Source organism: Pseudonocardia sp. N23 (assembly GCF_002583555.1).
In the GTDB taxonomy this organism is placed as follows: domain Bacteria; phylum Actinomycetota; class Actinomycetes; order Mycobacteriales; family Pseudonocardiaceae; genus Pseudonocardia.
Genome location: NZ_BEGX01000020.1, coordinates 1 through 17,440, shown reverse-complemented (window position 1 = coordinate 17,440; position 17,440 = coordinate 1). Strand labels below are relative to the sequence as shown.

Here is a 17,440-nt window from a genome sequence, read left to right as displayed (position 1 = left end):
CCGGACTGCTCCGGTTCCCCCCAGTGTAGGCCGGGCTCCGACAGTCGTCGCGTTCCCTGCGCACGAGGGTGACCGGAGCCACGTCCGCAGACGTCGTCGCAGGTCAGTGGCTCCACTGCCGGGCGACACGGGCGGCGAGCGCGGTGAGGGTGCCCTCGGGGTCGGCCATGGAGGCCTCGACGCCACCGGCGTCGTCGGCCACGGAATAGGCGGAGTCCACTCCCGCGGACGCCGCTTCGCGCCTCCCGACCGACACCTGGCCGGCGAGCACGAGACACGGCACGCCGCGGTCGGCGGCGGCGCGGGCGACGGTGGTGACGAGCTTCCCGCGCAGCGACTGCCAGTCGAAACTGCCCTCGCCGGTGACGGCGAGCCCGGCACCGGCGCCGGCGAGGCCGTCGAGTGCGGCGTCGAGACCCACGAGCTCGCGGACGAGCCCGGCCCCCGACACCCGTCGCGCGCCCAGGGCCAGCAGCGCGGCACCCATGCCGCCGGCGGCACCCGCTCCCTGCTCGTCGCGGACGTCGGTGCCCAGCGCCGCGGCGAGCACGTCGGCGAAGACGGCGAGGGCGGCGTCGAGGTCGGTGACGGCAGCGTCGTCGGCGCCCTTCTGCGGGCCGAAGACGGCCGCGGCGCCGTGCGGGCCGAGCAGCGGGTTGTCGACGTCGGCGGCGGCGACGAGCCGGACCCCGCCCAGGTCGGGCGAGCCGTCGAGACGGGTGCAGCGGTCCAGCGACGTGCCGCCGTCGGGAAGCGGGGCACCGCCGTCGTCGACCGCGACGGCGCCGAGCGCGGCGAGCATGCCGGCGCCGCCGTCGGTGGTCGCCGAGCCGCCGAGGCCGACGACGATCTCGGACACCCCTGCGTCGCGCGCGGCGGCGAGGAGCTCACCCACGCCGCGGGTCGTCGCCCGGCCCGCGACCTCCGGTGTCCGGTCGGTCCGCGGCACGTGCTGGAGCCCGCACGCCGACGCGGACTCGACGTACGCGGTGTCACCCACCTGCAGCCAGGAGCCCTCGACGGGGTCGCCGAGCGGTCCGGTCACGGTCAGCGTGTGCACGGTCCCGCCGAGGGCGGTGTGCAGCACGTCGAGGAAGCCGGTACCGCCGTCGGCCAGGGGCATCTGCACGACCTCGTCGCCCGGGGCGGCCTCGCCCCAGCCCTTCGCGATCGCCGCCGCGGCCGCCGAGGCACTGAGCGTCCCGCCGAATGAGTCTGGAGCCACCACCACCCGCACGTCACGCAGGCTAGCGCCCGTATCCTGTGGCCCGTGAGGTTCCTGCGCCGCTCCGACGAGACCACGGGCAACGACGCCGACGGCACAGCCGCGGACGCCGCCACGACGCAGGAGGTCGCGGACGACCCGCCCCGCAAGGGACAGACGGCCGCGAAGGGCCGGGCCACGCCGAAGCGCCGCGACGCCCAGTCGACCGCGCGCCGGCCCGCCACACCCGCGCCGCGCACCCGCAAGGAGGCGTCGGCGTACGCGAAGGCGAACAAGCCGACGAAGGACGCCCGCCGCGCCGCCGCGGCCGAGCGCCGGGCCCGCATGGACGCGGGCGACGACCGCTACCTGCTGCCCCGCGACCGCGGCCCGGTGCGCGCCTACATCCGCGACGTCATCGACTCGCGCCCGCACCTGGTCGGCCTGTTCATGCCGCTGGCGATCCTCGTGCTGATCGCCGTCGTGCTCCCGGTCCCGGCGATCCAGCAGTACATGAGCCTGTTCTGCCTGCTCGCGCTCGTCGTGATGATCGGTGAGGGCGTGCTGCTCGCCATCACGACGACCCGCAAGGCCCGGGTGAAGTTCCCCACCGAGAACATCTCCGCCCTCGGGACGGGCTGGTACTGCTTCACCCGGGCCAGCCAGGTCCGCAAGCTGCGCGTCCCGAAGCCGCGCGTGCAGCGCGGCGCGACCGTCTGATCCCGGCGACGGTGCCGTCGACGCTCGTCCTCGGGGGAACCCGCTCGGGCAAGTCCGCCCACGCCGAGGGGCTGCTGCCCGTGGAAGGGCCGGTCCGGTACTGCGCGACGGCGCGGCGCATCCCCGGCGACGCCGAGTGGGACGCCCGCATCGCCGCGCACCGCGACCGGCGCCCGGCGGGCTGGAGCACCGTCGAGGACCCCGATCTCGTCGCGGAGCTGGCCCGGCCGGGCGCACTGCTGGTCGACGACCTCGCGACCTGGCTGACCGGCGTCCTAGACGACGCCGGCGCCTGGACCGCGCCCACGACCCCGCCGCAGGTGGGCGCGGCCGCGGACGCGCTGGTCGGAGCCATCGCCGGAGCCGCCGGACAGGTCGTGCTCGTGTCGGCGGAGGTGGGGCTGGGCGTCGTCCCGGAGACCCGCGCCGGCCGGATGTTCCGCGACGAGCTGGGTGCGCTCAACGCCGCGGTGGCCGCCGTCTGCGACGACGTGGTGCTGCTCGTGGCCGGGCTGCCGCTCCGCCTCAAGTGAGGGCCGGGTAGGAAGACGTCCATGGTCGACTCTGCAGTCGCGGACCTGCCCGCGGTCCCCGCCCCGAACGTCGAGGCCCGCCGCGAGGCCGTCGCCCGGCACGAGGCGCTGGCCGTGCCCGTCGGAGGCCTGGGCCGGCTCGCCGAGCTGGGCTGCTGGCTGGCCGCCGCCCAGGGGGTGTGCCCGCCACGGGCACCGGCAAGGCCGCGGGTCGTGGTCGTGGCGGCCGACCACGGCATCGCCGCGGCCGGGGTCTCCGCCTACCCGGCGGGCACGACGGAGCGGCAGGTCGCGGCGGCGCGGGACCGGGTCCTGCCCGCGGCAGTCGTCGCGGACGTCGCGGGGGCGTCGGTGCGGGTCGTCGACGTCGGCCTCGACACCCCCGACCCGGCCGACGAGCGCTACCGCGTGCGGCGCGGCAGCGGACGCATCGACCACGAGGACGCCCTCACCGCCGACGAGACCGAGGACGCGCTGCGGATCGGGCGCGCGCTGGCCGACGAGGAGGTCGACGCGGGTGCCGACCTGCTGGTGCCGGCGTCGCTGGGCGTCGGCGCGACCACCGCGGCGTCGACGATCGCCGCCGCGATCACCGGGCTGGAGCCGGTCGTCGTCGTGGGCCGCGGCAGCGGGATCGACGACGACGCCTGGATGCGCAAGGCCGCCGCGATCCGGGACGCGTTGCGCCGCACCAGGTCCGTGCGCCGCGACCCGGTCGGTCTGCTGCGCGTCGCGGGTGGGGCCGACCTGGCCGTGCTCACCGGCTTCCTGCTGCAGGCGTCGCTGCGGCGCACGCCCGTACTCGTCGACGGGCTCGTCGTGATCGCGGCGGGGACGCTCGCCGAGCAGCTCGCGCCGGGCGCGCGGCAGTGGTGGCTCGCCGCGCAGCGTTCCCCCGAACCCGCCGCCGACGCGCTGCTCGCCCGGCTGCAGCTCGAGCCGGTCGTCGACCTGGGGATCCGGGTCGGCGACGGCACCGGTGCCCTCGCGCTCGTCCCGCTGCTGCGGATGGCGGCGCGGCTGCTCACCGACACCGCGACGGCCGCCGACAGCGGGATCACCCCGGCCCGCGCATGAGCACGTGAGCACCGCTGCACGGGGGTTCGCGCTGGCCCTGTCCTGGCTGACCGTGCTGCCCGTCCGCACCGGCGCACCCGCCCCGGGCGTCGCCGCGGCCGCGCTGCGCTGGGCTCCCTTGGTGGGGGCTCTCGTCGGGGCGGTGTCGGGGCTGGTCGCGGCGGGGCTCGCCGCGGCCGGCGTGCCCGTCCTGGTCGCGGGCCTGCTCGCCGTCGCCGTGGCCGCGCTCGCGACCCGCGGCATGCACGTCGACGGCCTGGCCGACACCGCCGACGGCCTGGGCTGCTACGGCCCGCCCGAGCGGGCGCTGGCCGTGATGCGAGACGGCGGGGCGGGACCGTTCGGCGTCGTCACCCTGATCGTCGTGCTGGGCGCACAGGCCGCCGCGCTCGCCGCGCTCACCCCCGCCGGGGTCCTGGTCACCACGGTTGCCGGTGCGCTCGCCGCCGCCGTCGGCCGGGCGGGATTCACCTGGTGCGCACGGCGCGGCGTGCCCGCGGCGCGGCCGGGTGGGCTGGGCGCGACCGTCGCCGGGTCGCAGCCGTGGTGGGTCGCCGTCGCCTGGTGGGCGGTGCTGGCCGCCGCGGCGGCGTGGCTGGTCCCGGCGCGGTGGCCGGGAGTCCTCGCCGTCGCGGTCGCGGCGCTGTCCGTCGCCGGGCTGTCGGCGCACACCCGGCGACGCTTCGGCGGCATGAACGGCGACGTGCTGGGCGCCGCGTCGGAGCTCGGCGTCACCGCCGTCCTGGTCGTGCTGTCGGCCGCCCTGTAGCGGACTACGGCCGGTACAGCGTCGTCATCCAGGAGTGGGTGTCGGGCGCGAGGCCCCGCTGGATGTCGGTGAGCAGCTTGCGCAGCCGCAGCGTGATCGGGCCCGGCTCGCCACCACCGACGACGACCTCGCCACCGGTGTGCTTGACCTTGCCGATCGGCGTGATCACCGCGGCCGTGCCGCAGCCGAACACCTCGGTGATCGTGCCGTCCGCGGCGCCGTGGAGCCACTCGTCGCCGGAGACCTTGCGCTCGGTGACCTCGCAGCCGATCTCCTTGGCCAGCACCAGCAGCGAGTCGCGCGTGACGCCGGCGAGGATGCTGCCGGTGAGCGTCGGCGTCACGATCTCGACGTGGTCACCCGAGCCGACGACGAAGAACAGGTTGTTGGAGCCCATCTCGTCGACCCACTTGCGCTCCTCGGCGTCGAGGTAGGCGACCTGCGCGCAGCCGTGCGCGGCTCCCTCGGCCTGCGGGAGCAGCGACGCCGCGTAGTTGCCGCCGCACTTCGCGCCGCCGGTGCCGCCGAGGGCGGCGCGCGTGTAGTCGGTGGACAGCCACACGTCGACCGGCTTGACCCCGCCGCTGAAATACGGGCCCGCGGGCGAGGCGATCAGCATGTACAGGTACTCCGCCGCCGGCCGCACACCCAGGCCGACCTCGGTGGCCAGCATGAACGGCCGCAGGTACAGCGAGTCCTCCGTGCCGGACTCGGGCACCCAGGCGTGGTCGACGGCCATGAGCTCCGACAGCGAGTCGAGGAACAGCTCGTCGGGCAGCTCGGCCATCGCCAGCCGGGCCGACGACGTGCGGAACCGCGCCGCGTTGGCCTCCGGCCGGAACGAGGCGATCGAGCCGTCGGCCTGCCGGTAGGCCTTGAGGCCCTCGAAGATCTCCTGTCCGTAGTGCAGCACCATCGACGCCGGGTCGAACGAGATCGGGCCGTAGGGCACGACGGCCGGGTCGTGCCAGCCCTGGCCCTGCGTCCAGCGCACGGTGACCATGTGGTCGGTGAAGTACCGGCCGAACCCGGGGTCGGCCAGAATCTCCCCACGGCGCTCCTCGGACACCGGGGAGGGGTTCTGGGTGCGGGTGAAGGCCGTCGCGCTCATGAGAGCAACGGTAACGCGTTCGACAAGTCCGACTGTCGGACGTCCGACGGTCAGTCGACGGGCGGCTCGTCACGTGCCGTCAACCGCACGACGAGCGTGCACAGCAGCCAGCCACCCAACAGCGCCGCCGCCGCGATCAGCACGGTGCCCAGCGGCAGGAACACCGCCAGGCCGACGCAGAGCACCACGCCGAGCAGCGACGTCCACACCGGCCAGCGCCTGCGCGCCCGCGGCAGCCGCAGCGCCGCGACGTTGATCAGCGCGTAGTGCACCAGCGTCGCGCATGCCGACAGCGCGATCGCCGCGACCGGGCCGGCCAGGATCGCGACGACGATCGCGAGGACCGCACCGGCGACGTCGGCAGGCCACGGGTTCTGCCGCGACCCGACCCGGGCGAACACCCGCGGCAGCTCGCCGCGCTTGGCCATCTCGCGCATCGTCCGGCTCGTCGTGACCAGCACCGACAGCAGCGCCGCCCCCGACGCCACCGCCGCGCCGATCCGCACCAGCACCCCGAGTGCGGGCGCCTGGCCGGTGTCGACGAGCGCCACCAGCGGGGCGCGCTCGGCCGCCAGCCGGTCGACGCCCAGGCCCACCAGCAGCGCGCCCGCGACCGCGACGTAGGTGACCGTCACGACCGCGAAGGAGATGACGACGGCGCGGCGCAGCGACCGGTCCGGGTCGCGCAGCTCCTCACCGATCGTCGCGACGCGCGAGTAGCCGGCGAACGCGAAGAACACGATGCCCGCCGCCGTCACCGCGCCCCACGGCCCGGTGACCACCTGCACCGGGACCGGCGAGTCCGACACCGGCGACGCCGACACCCCCGTCGAGCCGCCGGGCCCGAGCAGCCCGACCACCACGACGACGGCCAGCACCGCCAGCGTCCCGCCGACGAGCAGCCACGCCGTCCCCGGCGACCACCGCACCCCGGCGATCGTCATCGCCGACACCACCACGATCACCACGACCGCGCAGATCACCGGGTGCGCGGGCAGCACGTAGGTGCCGAAGACACCCGCCGCCGCGGCCGCCGACGACACCTTCCCCACGAGGAACGACACCCCGGCGAGCCGGCCCGTCCCCGGCGAGAGGCGTTCGCGCGTGTAGACGTAGCCGCCGCCGCTCTCCGGGTGCGCGACGGCGAGGTCCGCGGTCGAGGCCGCGTTGCAGAACGCCGTCACCGCCGCGATCGCCACCGCCAGCAGCAACCAGCTGCCGCCCGCGGCGGCCGCCGGGGAGAACGCGGCGAACACGCCCGCGCCCAGCATCGCCGCCAGACCGAGGGCGACCGCGTCGGCCGTTCCGAGGCGCCGGGTCAGTGACGACAACACGCCCACAGCCTTGCACCCGGGCCCGCACCGACGGACGCCGCCGAGGTGTCATTAGCATTTCGAAGCGGTCTCACCGCGCGCCTCCGAGCGCCCGAGGCCCGTCCGCACCGGCCCGTCACCCGCCAGGGCCACCCGTCGCGACAGGGAGTCACGTGGCCACCGAACTGCGCACCAGCACCGTCTCCGCCACCGAGGTCGAGGCCGACGCCGTCGTCGTCGGTCTCGTGCAGGGTTCCGGCGACGCCGGGCCCACCCTCGCCCCGGGCGGCGAGGAGGTGGCGGCCGCGTTCGGCAGCGACGGCGAGCTCGTCGCCGAGCTGGTGCTCCTCGGCGCGACCGGCAAGGCCGAGGAGGTCGTCCGCCTCTCGTCCCGTGGGGCGGTCGCCGCGCCGCTGGTGGTCGCCGTCGGCCTGGGCCGGGCGACCGACACCGTCGGGGCCGAGCAGGTCAGACGGGCCGCCGGTGCCGCGAGCCGGGCGTTGTCGGGAACCGGGCGGGTGGCCAGCACGCTCGGCCGCGTCGATGCGGGCGCCGCGGCGGAGGGTGCGTTGCTGGGGGCGTACACGTTCCGGGAGTACCGCAGCAACGGCGACGGTAAGCCCCCCGTCGGCACCATCGAGCTCCTCCTCGCCGACGGCGACACCACGGCACAGGACGCCGTCACCACCGCGGTGGCCGTCGCCGAGGCCGTCGCCACCGCCCGCGACCTCGTCAACACCCCGCCCAACGACCTCTACCCCGACTCGTTCGCCGAGCGCGCCCGCGCGCTGGGCGAGGCCGCCGGACTCACCGTCGAGGTCCTCGACGACGCCGCACTGGCCGAGGGCGGGTACGGCGGTGTGCTCGGAGTCGGGCAGGGCTCGTCGCGCAAGCCGCGGCTGGTCCGCCTCGCCTGGGCCGGTGGCGACGCCCCGCGGGCGCGCGTCGCGCTCGTCGGCAAGGGCATCACCTTCGACACCGGCGGCATCTCCATCAAGCCGGCCGCGGGCATGGACCACATGACCTCCGACATGTCCGGTGCCGCCGCCGTCGTCGCCACCACCGTGCTGGCCGCGAAGCTCGGCCTGCCCGTCGCCGTCACCGCCACCGTGCCGATGGCCGAGAACATGCCCAGCGACACCGCCTACCGCCCCGGCGACGTGCTGCGGATGTACGGCGGCCGGACCGTCGAGGTGCTCAACACCGACGCCGAGGGCCGGCTGGTCCTCGCCGACGCCATCGTCCGCGCCGCCGAGGACTCCCCCGACTACCTGGTCGAGACCTCGACGCTCACCGGCGCCCAGATGGTCGCGCTCGGCACCCGCACTGCCGGGATCATGGGCTCCGACGAGCTGCGCGACCGCATCGCCGCGCACGCCCGCGCCACCGGCGAGGACGGCTGGGCGATGCCCCTGCCTGAGCACCTGCGTCCCGAGCTCGACTCCCGCGTCGCCGACCTCGCCAACGTCACCGGCAACCGCTGGGGCGGCATGCTCGCCGCCGGGATCTTCCTCGGCGAGTTCGTGCCCGACGGCCTGCCGTGGGCACACATCGACATCGCCGGGCCGGCGTTCAACACCGGCGGCGCGTGGGGCTACACGGGCAAGGGCGGCACGGGCGTCCCCGTCCGCACCCTGTGGGCGCTGCTCGGCGACATCGCCGAGAACGGCTGAGAACTCACCGCTCCAGATCGTCACGACGGCAACGCTCCCGCAGTACCCGCTCGCGGGCGTCGTGGTCGCGCATGCGCTGCGGGTAGCCGACGATCTGCACGTCGTAGACGGGGATCCGCAGCGAGCGCGCGAGCTTCCGGGCCCCCTCCGGCCCACCGATGCGCCGCCGCGTCCAGCTGCCGTCGGCGGCGACCATCACAGCGGTCGCGTCCGTCACAGTCGTCCGCGGCTCCACGAACATCTCGACTCCGCGGTTCGCCGCGGCCCACGCGCGCAGGTGCGCCTCGTCGGCCTCGGGCACCCGACGGTCCGCCCGCGACCCGCGTGCCCGACGCAACCTGCTGACCAGGCCCATTCCCTCCACCTCCGCCCGTGGGGCGGCAGGCCGACGGAACCCGCCGGTGTCGCCGCCGTCGTCACGCCCCTCGGAACCCCCAACGGACGGCGCGCCCGGTTTTCTCCCGAAGGCCTGCCCCCACACACCGCTCGCAGAGTGACAAGATGAGCGCGCCTGCGGCGCGAGACCCGCGCCCGCGCCCCTCGAGGAGGAATGCAACGGTGCCCGAGCACAACGCCGACCTGGTGATTCTCGGTGGCGGATCCGGCGGGTACGCGAGCGCACTGCGCGCGGCCGAGCTGGGGATGTCCGTCGTCCTGGTCGAGAAGGACAAGCTCGGAGGCACCTGCCTGCACCGCGGCTGCATCCCGACCAAGGCGCTGCTGCACGCCGCCGAGGTCGCCGACGCTGCGGCCGAGGGCGCGAAGATCGGCGTGCGCAGCACGTTCGAGGGCATCGACATGGCGGGCGTGAACTCCTACAAGGACGGCGTCGTCGGCCGTCTCTACAAGGGGCTGCAGGGGCTCGTGAAGTCCCGCAAGATCGAGCTGGTGCAGGGCGCCGGCACGTTCGTCGCGCCCAACGCGATCGACGTCGACGGCGAGCGCTACGTCGGTCGCCACGTCGTCCTCGCCACCGGCTCCTACGCCCGCTCGCTGCCCGACCTCGAGATCGGCGGCCGGATCATCACCTCCGACCAGGCGCTGACCCTGGAGGAGGTCCCGAAGAAGGTCGTCGTCCTCGGCGGCGGCGTGATCGGCGTCGAGCTCGCCAGCGTCTGGCGTTCCTTCGGAGCCGACGTCACGGTCGTCGAGGCCCTGCCACGGCTCGTCCCCAACGAGGACGCCTTCGCCTCCAAGCTGCTCGAGCGCGCCTTCCGCAAGCGCAAGATCGCCTTCAAGACCGGCGTCCGGTTCACCGGCGCCAAGCAGGACGACAACGGTGTGACCGTCAGCCTCGAGTCCGGTGAGGAGATCGAGGCCGACCTGCTGCTCGTCGCCGTCGGCCGCGGCCCGAACACCACCGGACACGGCTACGAGGAGGCCGGCGTGACGATGGAGCGCGGGTTCGTCCTCACCGACGAGCGGCTGCACACCAACCTGGAGAACGTCTACGCCGTCGGCGACATCGTCCCGGGCCTGCAGCTCGCGCACCGCGGCTTCGCGCAGGGCATCTTCGTCGCCGAGGACATCGCCGGGCTCAACCCGCCGCCCATCGACGAGGCCGGCATCCCGCGCGTCACCTACTGCGAGCCGGAGGTCGCCTCCGTCGGGCTGACCGAGGAGCAGGCCCGCGAGAAGCACGGCGAGATCCAGACGCTGACCTACGACCTCGGCGGCAACGGCAAGTCCCAGATCCTTCAGACCTCGGGTGCGATCAAGCTGGTCAAGGCCGGCGCCGAGGGGACTCCGGGCCCGGTCGTCGGTCTGCACATGGTCGGCGCCCGCGTCGGCGAGCTCATCGGCGAGGCGCAGCTGATCTACAACTGGGACGCCTCCGCCGACGACGTCGCCGCCCTGATCCACGCCCACCCGACCCAGAACGAGGCGCTGGGCGAGGCACACCTCGCTCTCGCCGGCAAGCCGTTGCACACCCACGGCTGACGGCCGCCCCCACACACGCCCACAACGCGAAGCACAGCGAAGGAGCTCCGACCAGCCATGGCGTTCTCAGTCCAGATGCCCGCTCTCGGTGAGAGCGTCACCGAAGGCACGGTCACCCGGTGGCTCAAGCAGGAGGGCGACCAGGTCGAGGTCGACGAGCCATTGCTGGAGGTGTCGACGGACAAGGTCGACACCGAGATCCCGTCCCCCGCTGCCGGTGTGCTGCAGCGCATCGTCGCCGGCGAGGACGAGACCGTCGAGGTCGGTGGTGAGCTCGCCGTGATCGGCGACGCCGGCGAGGCGGCCGGCGACTCGGGCGCGTCCGACTCCGGCTCGGGGTCCGCGGAGTCCTCGGAGTCGTCCGAGGAGCCCGCCGAGCAGGCCGAGCCGCAGCCCGCCGTGGAGGAGCCCGCCGCGGAGGAGCCCGCGCAGTCGGAGCCGGAGCCCGCCGCGGCGTCGTCCGGGTCGTCCGACGCCGGGTCGTCGGGGTCCGGTTCCTCGGGGTCCGGTTCCTCGGGGTCCGGCGGCGGGTCGCCGGTGACGATGCCCGAGCTGGGCGAGAGCGTCACCGAGGGCACCGTCACGCGCTGGCTCAAGCAGGTCGGCGACAGCGTCGAGATCGACGAGCCGCTGCTCGAGATCTCCACCGACAAGGTCGACACCGAGATCCCCTCGCCGCTCGCGGGGACGCTGCTGGAGATCACGGTCGGCGAGGACGAGACCGTCGAGGTCGGCGCCAAGCTCGCCGTGATCGGCGACGGTTCCGCCGCTCCGCAGCAGCAGGAGTCCGCACCCGAGCCGGCCGCGGAGAAGGCCCCGGAGAAGGCACCCGAGCCGGCGGCCGGGAAGGCCCCGGAGAAGGCTCCCGAGCCCGCCGCCGAGGAGAAGGCGCCGGAGCCGGAGAAGCCCGCCGCGCGGCCCGAGCCGGCCGCCGCGAGCAGCAACGGCGACGGTGGCGGCGAGGGCGGCTCCGACCGCCTCCCCTACGTCACGCCGCTGGTGCGCAAGCTCGCGGCCGAGCACGGCGTCGACCTCGACGGACTGCAGGGCAGCGGCGTCGGTGGCCGCATCCGCAAGCAGGACGTGCTCGCCGCGGCCGAGAAGGCGGCCCCCGCCGCTCCTGCCGCCGAGCCCGCGGCCGCCCAGCCGGCCGCTGCAGCCCAGCCCGCCGCCGCACCGCGGGCCCCGGCTGCGGTGCCCCAGCGCGCCGACAGCGCCCCGCAGCCCGGCAGCACCGTCAAGATGCCGCGCCTTCGGCAGGTCATCGCGCAGCGCATGCGCGAGTCGCTCGCCGTCTCGGCGCAGCTGACCACGGTGCAGGAGGTCGACGTCACCCGCGTCGCGCGCCTGCGCGCCCGCGCCAAGGCCGAGTTCGAGGCCCGCGAGGGCGTGAAGCTCACCTACCTGCCGTTCTTCGCCAAGGCGACCGTCGAGGCCCTGCGGGCGTTCCCGCAGGTCAACGCGTCGATCAACGAGGAGACCAAGGAGGTGACCTACCACGGCGCCGTGCACCTGGCGATCGCGGTCGACACCCCCCGCGGCCTGCTCGTCCCGGTGATCAAGAACGCCGAGGAGCTCAACATCGCGGGCCTGGCCCGCAAGATCGCCGACATGGCGGCCCGCACCCGGGCCGGCAAGATCGGTCCCGACGAGCTCTCCGGTGGCACGTTCACGATCACCAACATCGGCAGCGCGGGCGCCCTCTTCGACACGCCGATCATCAACCAGCCGCAGGTCGCGATCCTCGGCACCGGCGCGATCGTCAAGGAGCCCAAGGTCATCGCCGGCGCCGACGGTGAGGACGTCATCGCCGTCCGGTCGGTGTGCTACCTGCCGCTGACCTACGACCACCGCCTCGTCGACGGTGCGGACGCCGGCCGGTTCGTCAGCGCGATCAGGGCCCGCCTCGAAGAAGGCGCGTTCGAGTCCGAGCTCGGTCTGTAGCACCGGGACGGTCCGGCGGCCCTCACCGGCCGCCGGACCGCTCCGGTCGCGGGCGGAGGCGGGCTCGGGAAGGATCACGGTCGTGCGCGTCGTCGTCGCCGGTTCGTCCGGTCTCATCGGTACCAGCCTGGTCGCCGCCCTGCGCGCGGCCGGGCACGACGTAATCCGGCTCGTGCGCCGGACCCCGGCCGCTCCCGACGAACGCGGCTGGGACCCTCCCGCGGGCCGGATCGACGACGGCACCTTCGACGGGGTCGACGCCGTCGTCAGCCTGGGCGGCGTCGGCATCGGCGACCGCCCGTGGAGCGGCTCGCGCAAGCAGGCCGTCCGCGACAGCCGCAACGTCCCCACCGAGGTCGTCGCCCGCGCCGTCGCCGAGCACGGGGTGCCGACGCTCGTCAGCGGCTCGGCCGTCGGCTACTACGGCGACGCCGGCGACCGCCCGCTCAGCGAGTCGGCACCGTCCGGGCAGGGGTTCCTGGCCGACGTCTGCCGCGACTGGGAGGCCGCCACCGCACCGGCCGCCGACGCCGGGGCCCGCGTCGTCCTGCTCCGCACCGGGCTCGTCCTCTCCCCCGCGGGCGGGCTGCTCGGCCCGATGAAGGTCGTGTGGAAGCTCTGCCTCGGCGCCCGGCTCGGCACCGGCCGCCAGTACATGTCGTGGGTCTCCCTCGACGACGAGGTCGGCGCCATCAGGTTCGCCGTGGAACACCCCGAGCTGTCCGGGCCGGTCAACGTCACCGGGCCGACACCCGTCACCAACCGGGAGATGACGCGGGCACTCGCCACCGCCCTGGGCCGCCCGGCGCCTTTCGCCGTGCCGGCGTTCGCGGTCAAGGCCGTGCTCGGTGAGATGGGCGAGGAGATGCTGCTGTTCGGGCAGCGCGCGGTGCCGACGGCGTTGATCGACGCCGGGTACCAGCACCGGCACAACACCGTCGCCGAAGCCCTCGCCGCGGCTGTGTGAGCCCCGTCCACCGGCGGCCCGACCAGCGGTCGTGCTGACGTACGGTGGAGCCATGTCCGACACCGTGACCTCGGAGCGTCCGGCTCCCACCGACACCCGCCGTGCCCGCACCGCCACCGGGCCGGTCGAGATCGAGGTCATCGAGCTGATCGACTACGTCGAGGCGTGGGAGCGGCAGCGCGCGCACGCGCAGGCGCGACGCGACGGCGGCCCCGACGTCCTCATGCTGCTGCAGCACCCGTCGGTGTACACCGCGGGCAAGCGCACCCGCCCGTCCGACCGGCCGACCGACGGCACCCCCGTCGTCGACGTCGACCGCGGCGGGCTCATCACCTGGCACGGGCCGGGCCAGCTCGTCGGCTACCCGATCATCGGGCTGGCGGAGCCGCTCGACGTCGTCGACTACGTGCGTCGCGTCGAGGAAGCCCTGATCAAGGTCTGTCACGACCTCGGTCTCACCACCGCGGGCCGGGTCGCGGGCCGCAGCGGCGTCTGGCTGCCCGCCGACGCCACGCGCCCGGAGCGCAAGGTCGCAGCGATCGGTGTCCGCGTCCAGGGCGGGGTGACGCTGCACGGCTTCTCGCTCAACTGCGACGCCGACCTCTCCTCGTTCGGCAGGATCGTCCCCTGCGGCATCACCGACGCCGGGGTGACGTCGCTGAGCCTGGAGCTGGGTCGCGAGGTGACGGTCGAGGAGGTCCGCGACGCCGCCCGCGACGCGGTGCTCGCCGCACTCGAGGGCACACTGGGCGTCACGGACCACGCCGTGGAACGCCCCACCACCCCCGCGGGCCTCGACCTGCGCCTGGACCCCCGCCTGCGCTGACCGCCACCGAGGGCGCGGCTGCCCGCAGGCGCTCAGGGCCGCCGGACGTGCAGCGAGAGCCGGGCGCACGCGCTGACGGCACGCTCGCCACGGCGTCCGCGATCCAGCCGTGTCACCAGCGCTGCCCGGGAGCGCTCACGACACGTTCGGCGTCGAGGCGCGGGCACCGGCCGGTCACCGCTCGTTGCTGCTCGGCGGTGGGACGTCCTGCGGCGCCGCCGCTCCGGGCGCCCCTGCCCCGTCCGGCGTCACGCCATGCGCGGCGGGCGGGGTACCGGCCGGAGCGCCGGGAGCAGGGCCCGCCGCGGCATCGATCGCCGAGCGCAGCCGGAACGCCCACACGACGACCACCACACCGAAGACGAGCGCCCAGATCCCGGCGATCCACAGCAGCGTGACCAGCCCCGCGCCGGGCTGCACGACCAGCAGGATGCCGAAGACGACGCTCAGGATGCCGGCGGCGAGCATCCAGCCCCACGTCGAGGACCCGTTGCGGCGCATGGCCAGCGACTCGGAGACTTCCGCGATGCCGTTGACGATGCTCCAGAACGCGATGACGAAGAGGATCGCGAGCACCGTGACGCCGGGCCACGCGAAGGCGAGGACACCCGCGATCACCGAGATCACGCCCTGGACGACGTGCCAGCCCCAGTGGTTGTCCTCGGAGCGGTGCCGGATACCGGCGACGACGGCCGTGACCCCGTCGAGCACCGCGTAGACACCGAACACCAGGACGAGCGCGAGCAGCGCGGTGCCGGGTGTGAACAGCAGGACGAGTCCGAAGAGGATCGCGAGGACGCCTCTCAGCAGCACGAGCCACCACACACCGCGGATCGCGGACTCCACACCGGACGTCGGAGGCGTCGTTGCCGTCATAGCGGCCGAACGTACGCCTTCCCCGGACGTCGCCCCAGCCCCCGAACGGGGTCACCGTGTCCGTCCTGCGAAACGCACATCTGCCGCATACGGTGCGTCGAAGATCGGATTCCGCGGAGGAACGATGCACCTGACCCGCGGGCGTTTCCTCGGTGCGGCGGCCGGGCCGGCGGGCACCGCCGCCCTCGCCGCGTGCACCGGACCAACCGCCGCATCGTCGCCGCGCAGCCGCCGTCCGGCCAGGCCCCACCCCGACCGACCCCCGGCCAGTTCGACGCCGCGGTCCGTCGGTGGCCGGGTGCGCCGGCGGGGCAGGCACGCCATCTCCCCACGCTGCACGCCGCGATCGGCACCGGCCGCTACGAGCCACCGCGGGCCGCGGAGATCGCGCGGAGCTGCTCGACGACGCCGCGGCCGCCCGGCTCACCGCGGTGGCGGGACGCCCGTTCAGCCGAGCTGCGGGGCCACCTCCGAGGCGAACAGCTCGACGTGGTCGAGGTCGTCGATGTCGAGGATCTGCAGGTAGAGACGGGTGATCCCGGTCTTGTCGCGCAGCGCCCCGATACGGTCGACGACCTCGCCCGGGGTGCCGGCCAGACCCTCGGCCCGGACCTGGTCGACCTCGCGGCCGATCGTGATCGCGCGGCGCGCGACCTCGTCGTCGTCACGGCCGAGGACGAGGGTCTGGGCGACGGAGTACACCAGCTCGCGCGGGTCGCGGCCGATGTCGCCGCAGGCGGCGGCGACGCGGTCGAACTGCGTCACGACCTGCTCGGGTGGGGCGAAGGCGAGGTTGAACTCGTCGACGTAGCGGGCGGCCAGCATCGGGGTGCGCTTCGGGCCGCGCCCGCCGACGATGACCGGCGGCCGCGGCTGCTGCACGGGCTTGGGCATCGCGGGCGAGTCGGTGACCGTGAAGTGCGTACCGCTGAACTCGAAACGGTCACCGGGCAACGTCGCCCACAGACCGGTGATGATCGCCAGCTGTTCCTCGAGCCGGTCGAACCGCTCGCGCAGCGGCGGGAACGGGATCCCGTAAGCAGCGTGCTCGGCCTCGAACCAGCCCGCCCCGATACCGAGCTCGACGCGGCCTCCCGACATCTGGTCGACCTGCGAGACGGAGATCGCGAGCGGGCCGGGGAGCCGGAACGTCGCGGCGTTGACGAGGGTCCCCAGCCGGATGCGGCTGGTGTCGCGGGCGAGGCCCGCGAGGGTGATCCAGGCGTCGGTGGGGCCGGGCTCGCCGCTGGCATCGCCCATGACGAGATAGTGGTCGGAACGGAAGAAGGCGTCGTAGCCCGCGTCCTCGGCGGACCGCGCCAGGCGCAGCAGGTCGTCGTAGTGGGCGCCCTGCTGGGGCTCGGTGAAGATCCGGAAGTCCACGTCGCCAACGCTATCCCCGTCCGCCGCCGCCCGCCGGACCCGGACGACGACCGGGGACGCAGCACGAGCGCTGTGAGCGGCGGGCTACGGTCGGCGTCGTGATCAGCCTCCCCGACCAGACCGGTCGCACGGTCCTCGTCACCGGCGCGACGTCGGGCCTGGGTCTCGCGTCGGCCGTGGCGTTCGCCGGTGCCGGTGCGCGGGTGCTGATGACCGCGCGCGACCCGGAACGTGGGGCGGCCGCGCTGGAGCGGGTGCGGGCCGAGTCGGGCGGGATCGTCGAGCTCGTCGACCTCGACCTCGCCGACCTCCACTCGGTGCACGCCGCCGCGGCCGACGTGCGGGAACGGACCGGCGACCGGCTGCACGTCCTGATGAACAACGCCGGGGTGATGGCCACACCGCGGGGATCGACCGTCGACGGGTTCGAGCTCCAGATCGGTACCAACCATCTCGGCCCGGCGGCCCTGACGTGGCTGCTGATGCCCGCCCTGCGCGCCGCGGGGACCGCCGAGGAGCCGTCCCGGGTGGTGACCGTGTCGAGCATCGCCCACAACCGCGGCGGCCTCGACCCCGACGACCTGGCCTTCGAGCGACGGCGCTACTCCCCCGCCGCCGGCTACGGCGCGTCGAAGCTCGCGAACCTGCTCTTCACCGCCGAGCTGGACCGACGGCTGCGCGCGGCGGGCGATCCCGTGATCTCCGTCGCCGCGCACCCCGGGTCGACGCAGTCGGAGCTGCTGGGCAACTCCCTGCGGCAGCGGTCCCCGCTGCTGGCCAAGCTCGCCCGGCCGATCAACGCCGTCGTCACCCAGCCGGTGGCCACGGGGGTGCTCCCACAGCTCGCGGCGGCGACGTCTCCGCAGGTCGAGGGCGGCGACTACATCGGGCCACGAGGGCCGTTCGAGATCGCCGGGAGGCCCGGTCCGGCGCGGCGCAGCGGTGCCGCCCACGACCCCGGGCTCGCCCGCCGGCTGTGGGACGTGACGGCCGTCGCGACCGGCGTGCAGCCCGATCCGCGGTGACGTCCGCGGCGTAACGTGGCAGGGGTGACGATCGCACCGGAAGGTCGCAAGATGCTCCGCCTGGAGGTCCGCAACAGC

The 17,440-nt window shown here is 74.7% G+C and carries 16 protein-coding genes; 10 read left to right on the top strand and 6 right to left on the bottom strand.

Annotation, left to right across the window (positions count from 1 at the left end):
- Positions 1-103: 103 nt before the first annotated feature.
- Positions 104-1,225, bottom strand: a complete 1,122-nt coding sequence (locus tag TOK_RS07235) for a glycerate kinase (RefSeq protein ID WP_253258236.1) — start codon at positions 1,223-1,225, stop codon at positions 104-106.
- A 45-nt stretch (positions 1,226-1,270) separates the two neighbouring features.
- On the opposite strand from TOK_RS07235, the gene TOK_RS07230 reads away from it, so the two are divergent.
- From TOK_RS07230 to TOK_RS07215, 4 genes are read left to right on the top strand one after another with little or no spacing between them, the layout of a single operon-like run.
- The gene (locus TOK_RS07230) at positions 1,271-1,924 is read left to right on the top strand and encodes a DUF3043 domain-containing protein (protein WP_098957028.1); all 654 of its coding nucleotides are present in this window, start codon (positions 1,271-1,273) and stop codon (positions 1,922-1,924) included.
- An 11-nt stretch (positions 1,925-1,935) separates the two neighbouring features.
- The gene (locus TOK_RS07225; RefSeq protein WP_098957027.1) at positions 1,936-2,457 is read left to right on the top strand and encodes a bifunctional adenosylcobinamide kinase/adenosylcobinamide-phosphate guanylyltransferase; all 522 of its coding nucleotides are present in this window, start codon (positions 1,936-1,938) and stop codon (positions 2,455-2,457) included.
- A 21-nt stretch (positions 2,458-2,478) separates the two neighbouring features.
- Positions 2,479-3,534, top strand: a complete 1,056-nt coding sequence (locus TOK_RS07220) for a nicotinate-nucleotide--dimethylbenzimidazole phosphoribosyltransferase (RefSeq protein ID WP_098957026.1) — start codon at positions 2,479-2,481, stop codon at positions 3,532-3,534.
- A gap of 4 nt (positions 3,535-3,538) precedes the next feature.
- Positions 3,539-4,303, top strand: coding sequence for an adenosylcobinamide-GDP ribazoletransferase (locus TOK_RS07215; protein WP_098957025.1), 765 nt, complete (start codon positions 3,539-3,541; stop codon positions 4,301-4,303).
- A 4-nt stretch (positions 4,304-4,307) separates the two neighbouring features.
- Here the strand turns inward: TOK_RS07215 and TOK_RS07210 are convergent, their stop codons facing one another.
- Together TOK_RS07210 and TOK_RS07205 are read right to left on the bottom strand one after the other, a co-directional pair.
- On the bottom strand, positions 4,308-5,414 hold the full coding sequence (locus TOK_RS07210; RefSeq protein ID WP_098957024.1) for a branched-chain amino acid aminotransferase: 1,107 nt from the start codon (positions 5,412-5,414) through the stop codon (positions 4,308-4,310).
- Positions 5,415-5,464: 50 nt separating this feature from the next.
- A complete protein-coding gene (locus TOK_RS07205) occupies positions 5,465-6,748 on the bottom strand; it encodes an APC family permease (protein WP_141566295.1) in 1,284 nt (427 codons plus the stop codon).
- A gap of 152 nt (positions 6,749-6,900) precedes the next feature.
- Between TOK_RS07205 and TOK_RS07200 the strand changes: the two genes are divergently transcribed.
- On the top strand, positions 6,901-8,400 hold the full coding sequence (locus TOK_RS07200; RefSeq protein ID WP_098957022.1) for a leucyl aminopeptidase: 1,500 nt from the start codon (positions 6,901-6,903) through the stop codon (positions 8,398-8,400).
- Positions 8,401-8,404: 4 nt separating this feature from the next.
- On the opposite strand, the gene TOK_RS07195 is transcribed toward TOK_RS07200, so the two are convergent.
- Complete coding sequence (locus TOK_RS07195; RefSeq protein WP_306305128.1) at positions 8,405-8,701, bottom strand: oxidoreductase; 297 nt, start codon at positions 8,699-8,701, stop codon at positions 8,405-8,407.
- Positions 8,702-8,958: 257 nt separating this feature from the next.
- Between TOK_RS07195 and lpdA the strand changes: the two genes are divergently transcribed.
- The 4 genes from lpdA (at position 8,959) to lipB (ending at position 14,078) form a co-directional block, all read left to right on the top strand.
- Positions 8,959-10,341 carry a dihydrolipoyl dehydrogenase gene (gene lpdA, locus TOK_RS07190; RefSeq protein ID WP_098957020.1) on the top strand — a complete coding sequence of 461 codons (1,383 nt, stop codon included), beginning with the start codon at positions 8,959-8,961 and terminating at the stop codon, positions 10,339-10,341.
- Positions 10,342-10,398: 57 nt separating this feature from the next.
- Complete coding sequence (sucB, locus tag TOK_RS07185) at positions 10,399-12,285, top strand: 2-oxoglutarate dehydrogenase, E2 component, dihydrolipoamide succinyltransferase (protein ID WP_098957019.1); 1,887 nt, start codon at positions 10,399-10,401, stop codon at positions 12,283-12,285.
- Positions 12,286-12,367: 82 nt separating this feature from the next.
- The gene (locus TOK_RS07180; protein ID WP_098957018.1) at positions 12,368-13,252 is read left to right on the top strand and encodes a TIGR01777 family oxidoreductase; all 885 of its coding nucleotides are present in this window, start codon (positions 12,368-12,370) and stop codon (positions 13,250-13,252) included.
- Between the two features lie 52 nt (positions 13,253-13,304).
- The gene (gene lipB / locus TOK_RS07175) at positions 13,305-14,078 is read left to right on the top strand and encodes a lipoyl(octanoyl) transferase LipB (protein ID WP_098957017.1); all 774 of its coding nucleotides are present in this window, start codon (positions 13,305-13,307) and stop codon (positions 14,076-14,078) included.
- A gap of 174 nt (positions 14,079-14,252) precedes the next feature.
- On the opposite strand, the gene TOK_RS07170 is transcribed toward lipB, so the two are convergent.
- Both TOK_RS07170 and TOK_RS07165 read right to left on the bottom strand, forming a co-directional pair.
- Positions 14,253-14,954: an HdeD family acid-resistance protein gene (locus TOK_RS07170; protein WP_098957016.1), complete on the bottom strand. Its 702-nt coding sequence runs from the start codon at positions 14,952-14,954 to the stop codon at positions 14,253-14,255.
- A 447-nt stretch (positions 14,955-15,401) separates the two neighbouring features.
- On the bottom strand, positions 15,402-16,337 hold the full coding sequence (locus tag TOK_RS07165) for an LLM class F420-dependent oxidoreductase (protein ID WP_098957015.1): 936 nt from the start codon (positions 16,335-16,337) through the stop codon (positions 15,402-15,404).
- A gap of 98 nt (positions 16,338-16,435) precedes the next feature.
- On the opposite strand from TOK_RS07165, the gene TOK_RS07160 reads away from it, so the two are divergent.
- Complete coding sequence (locus tag TOK_RS07160) at positions 16,436-17,362, top strand: oxidoreductase (protein ID WP_098957014.1); 927 nt, start codon at positions 16,436-16,438, stop codon at positions 17,360-17,362.
- Positions 17,363-17,440: the final 78 nt, after the last annotated feature.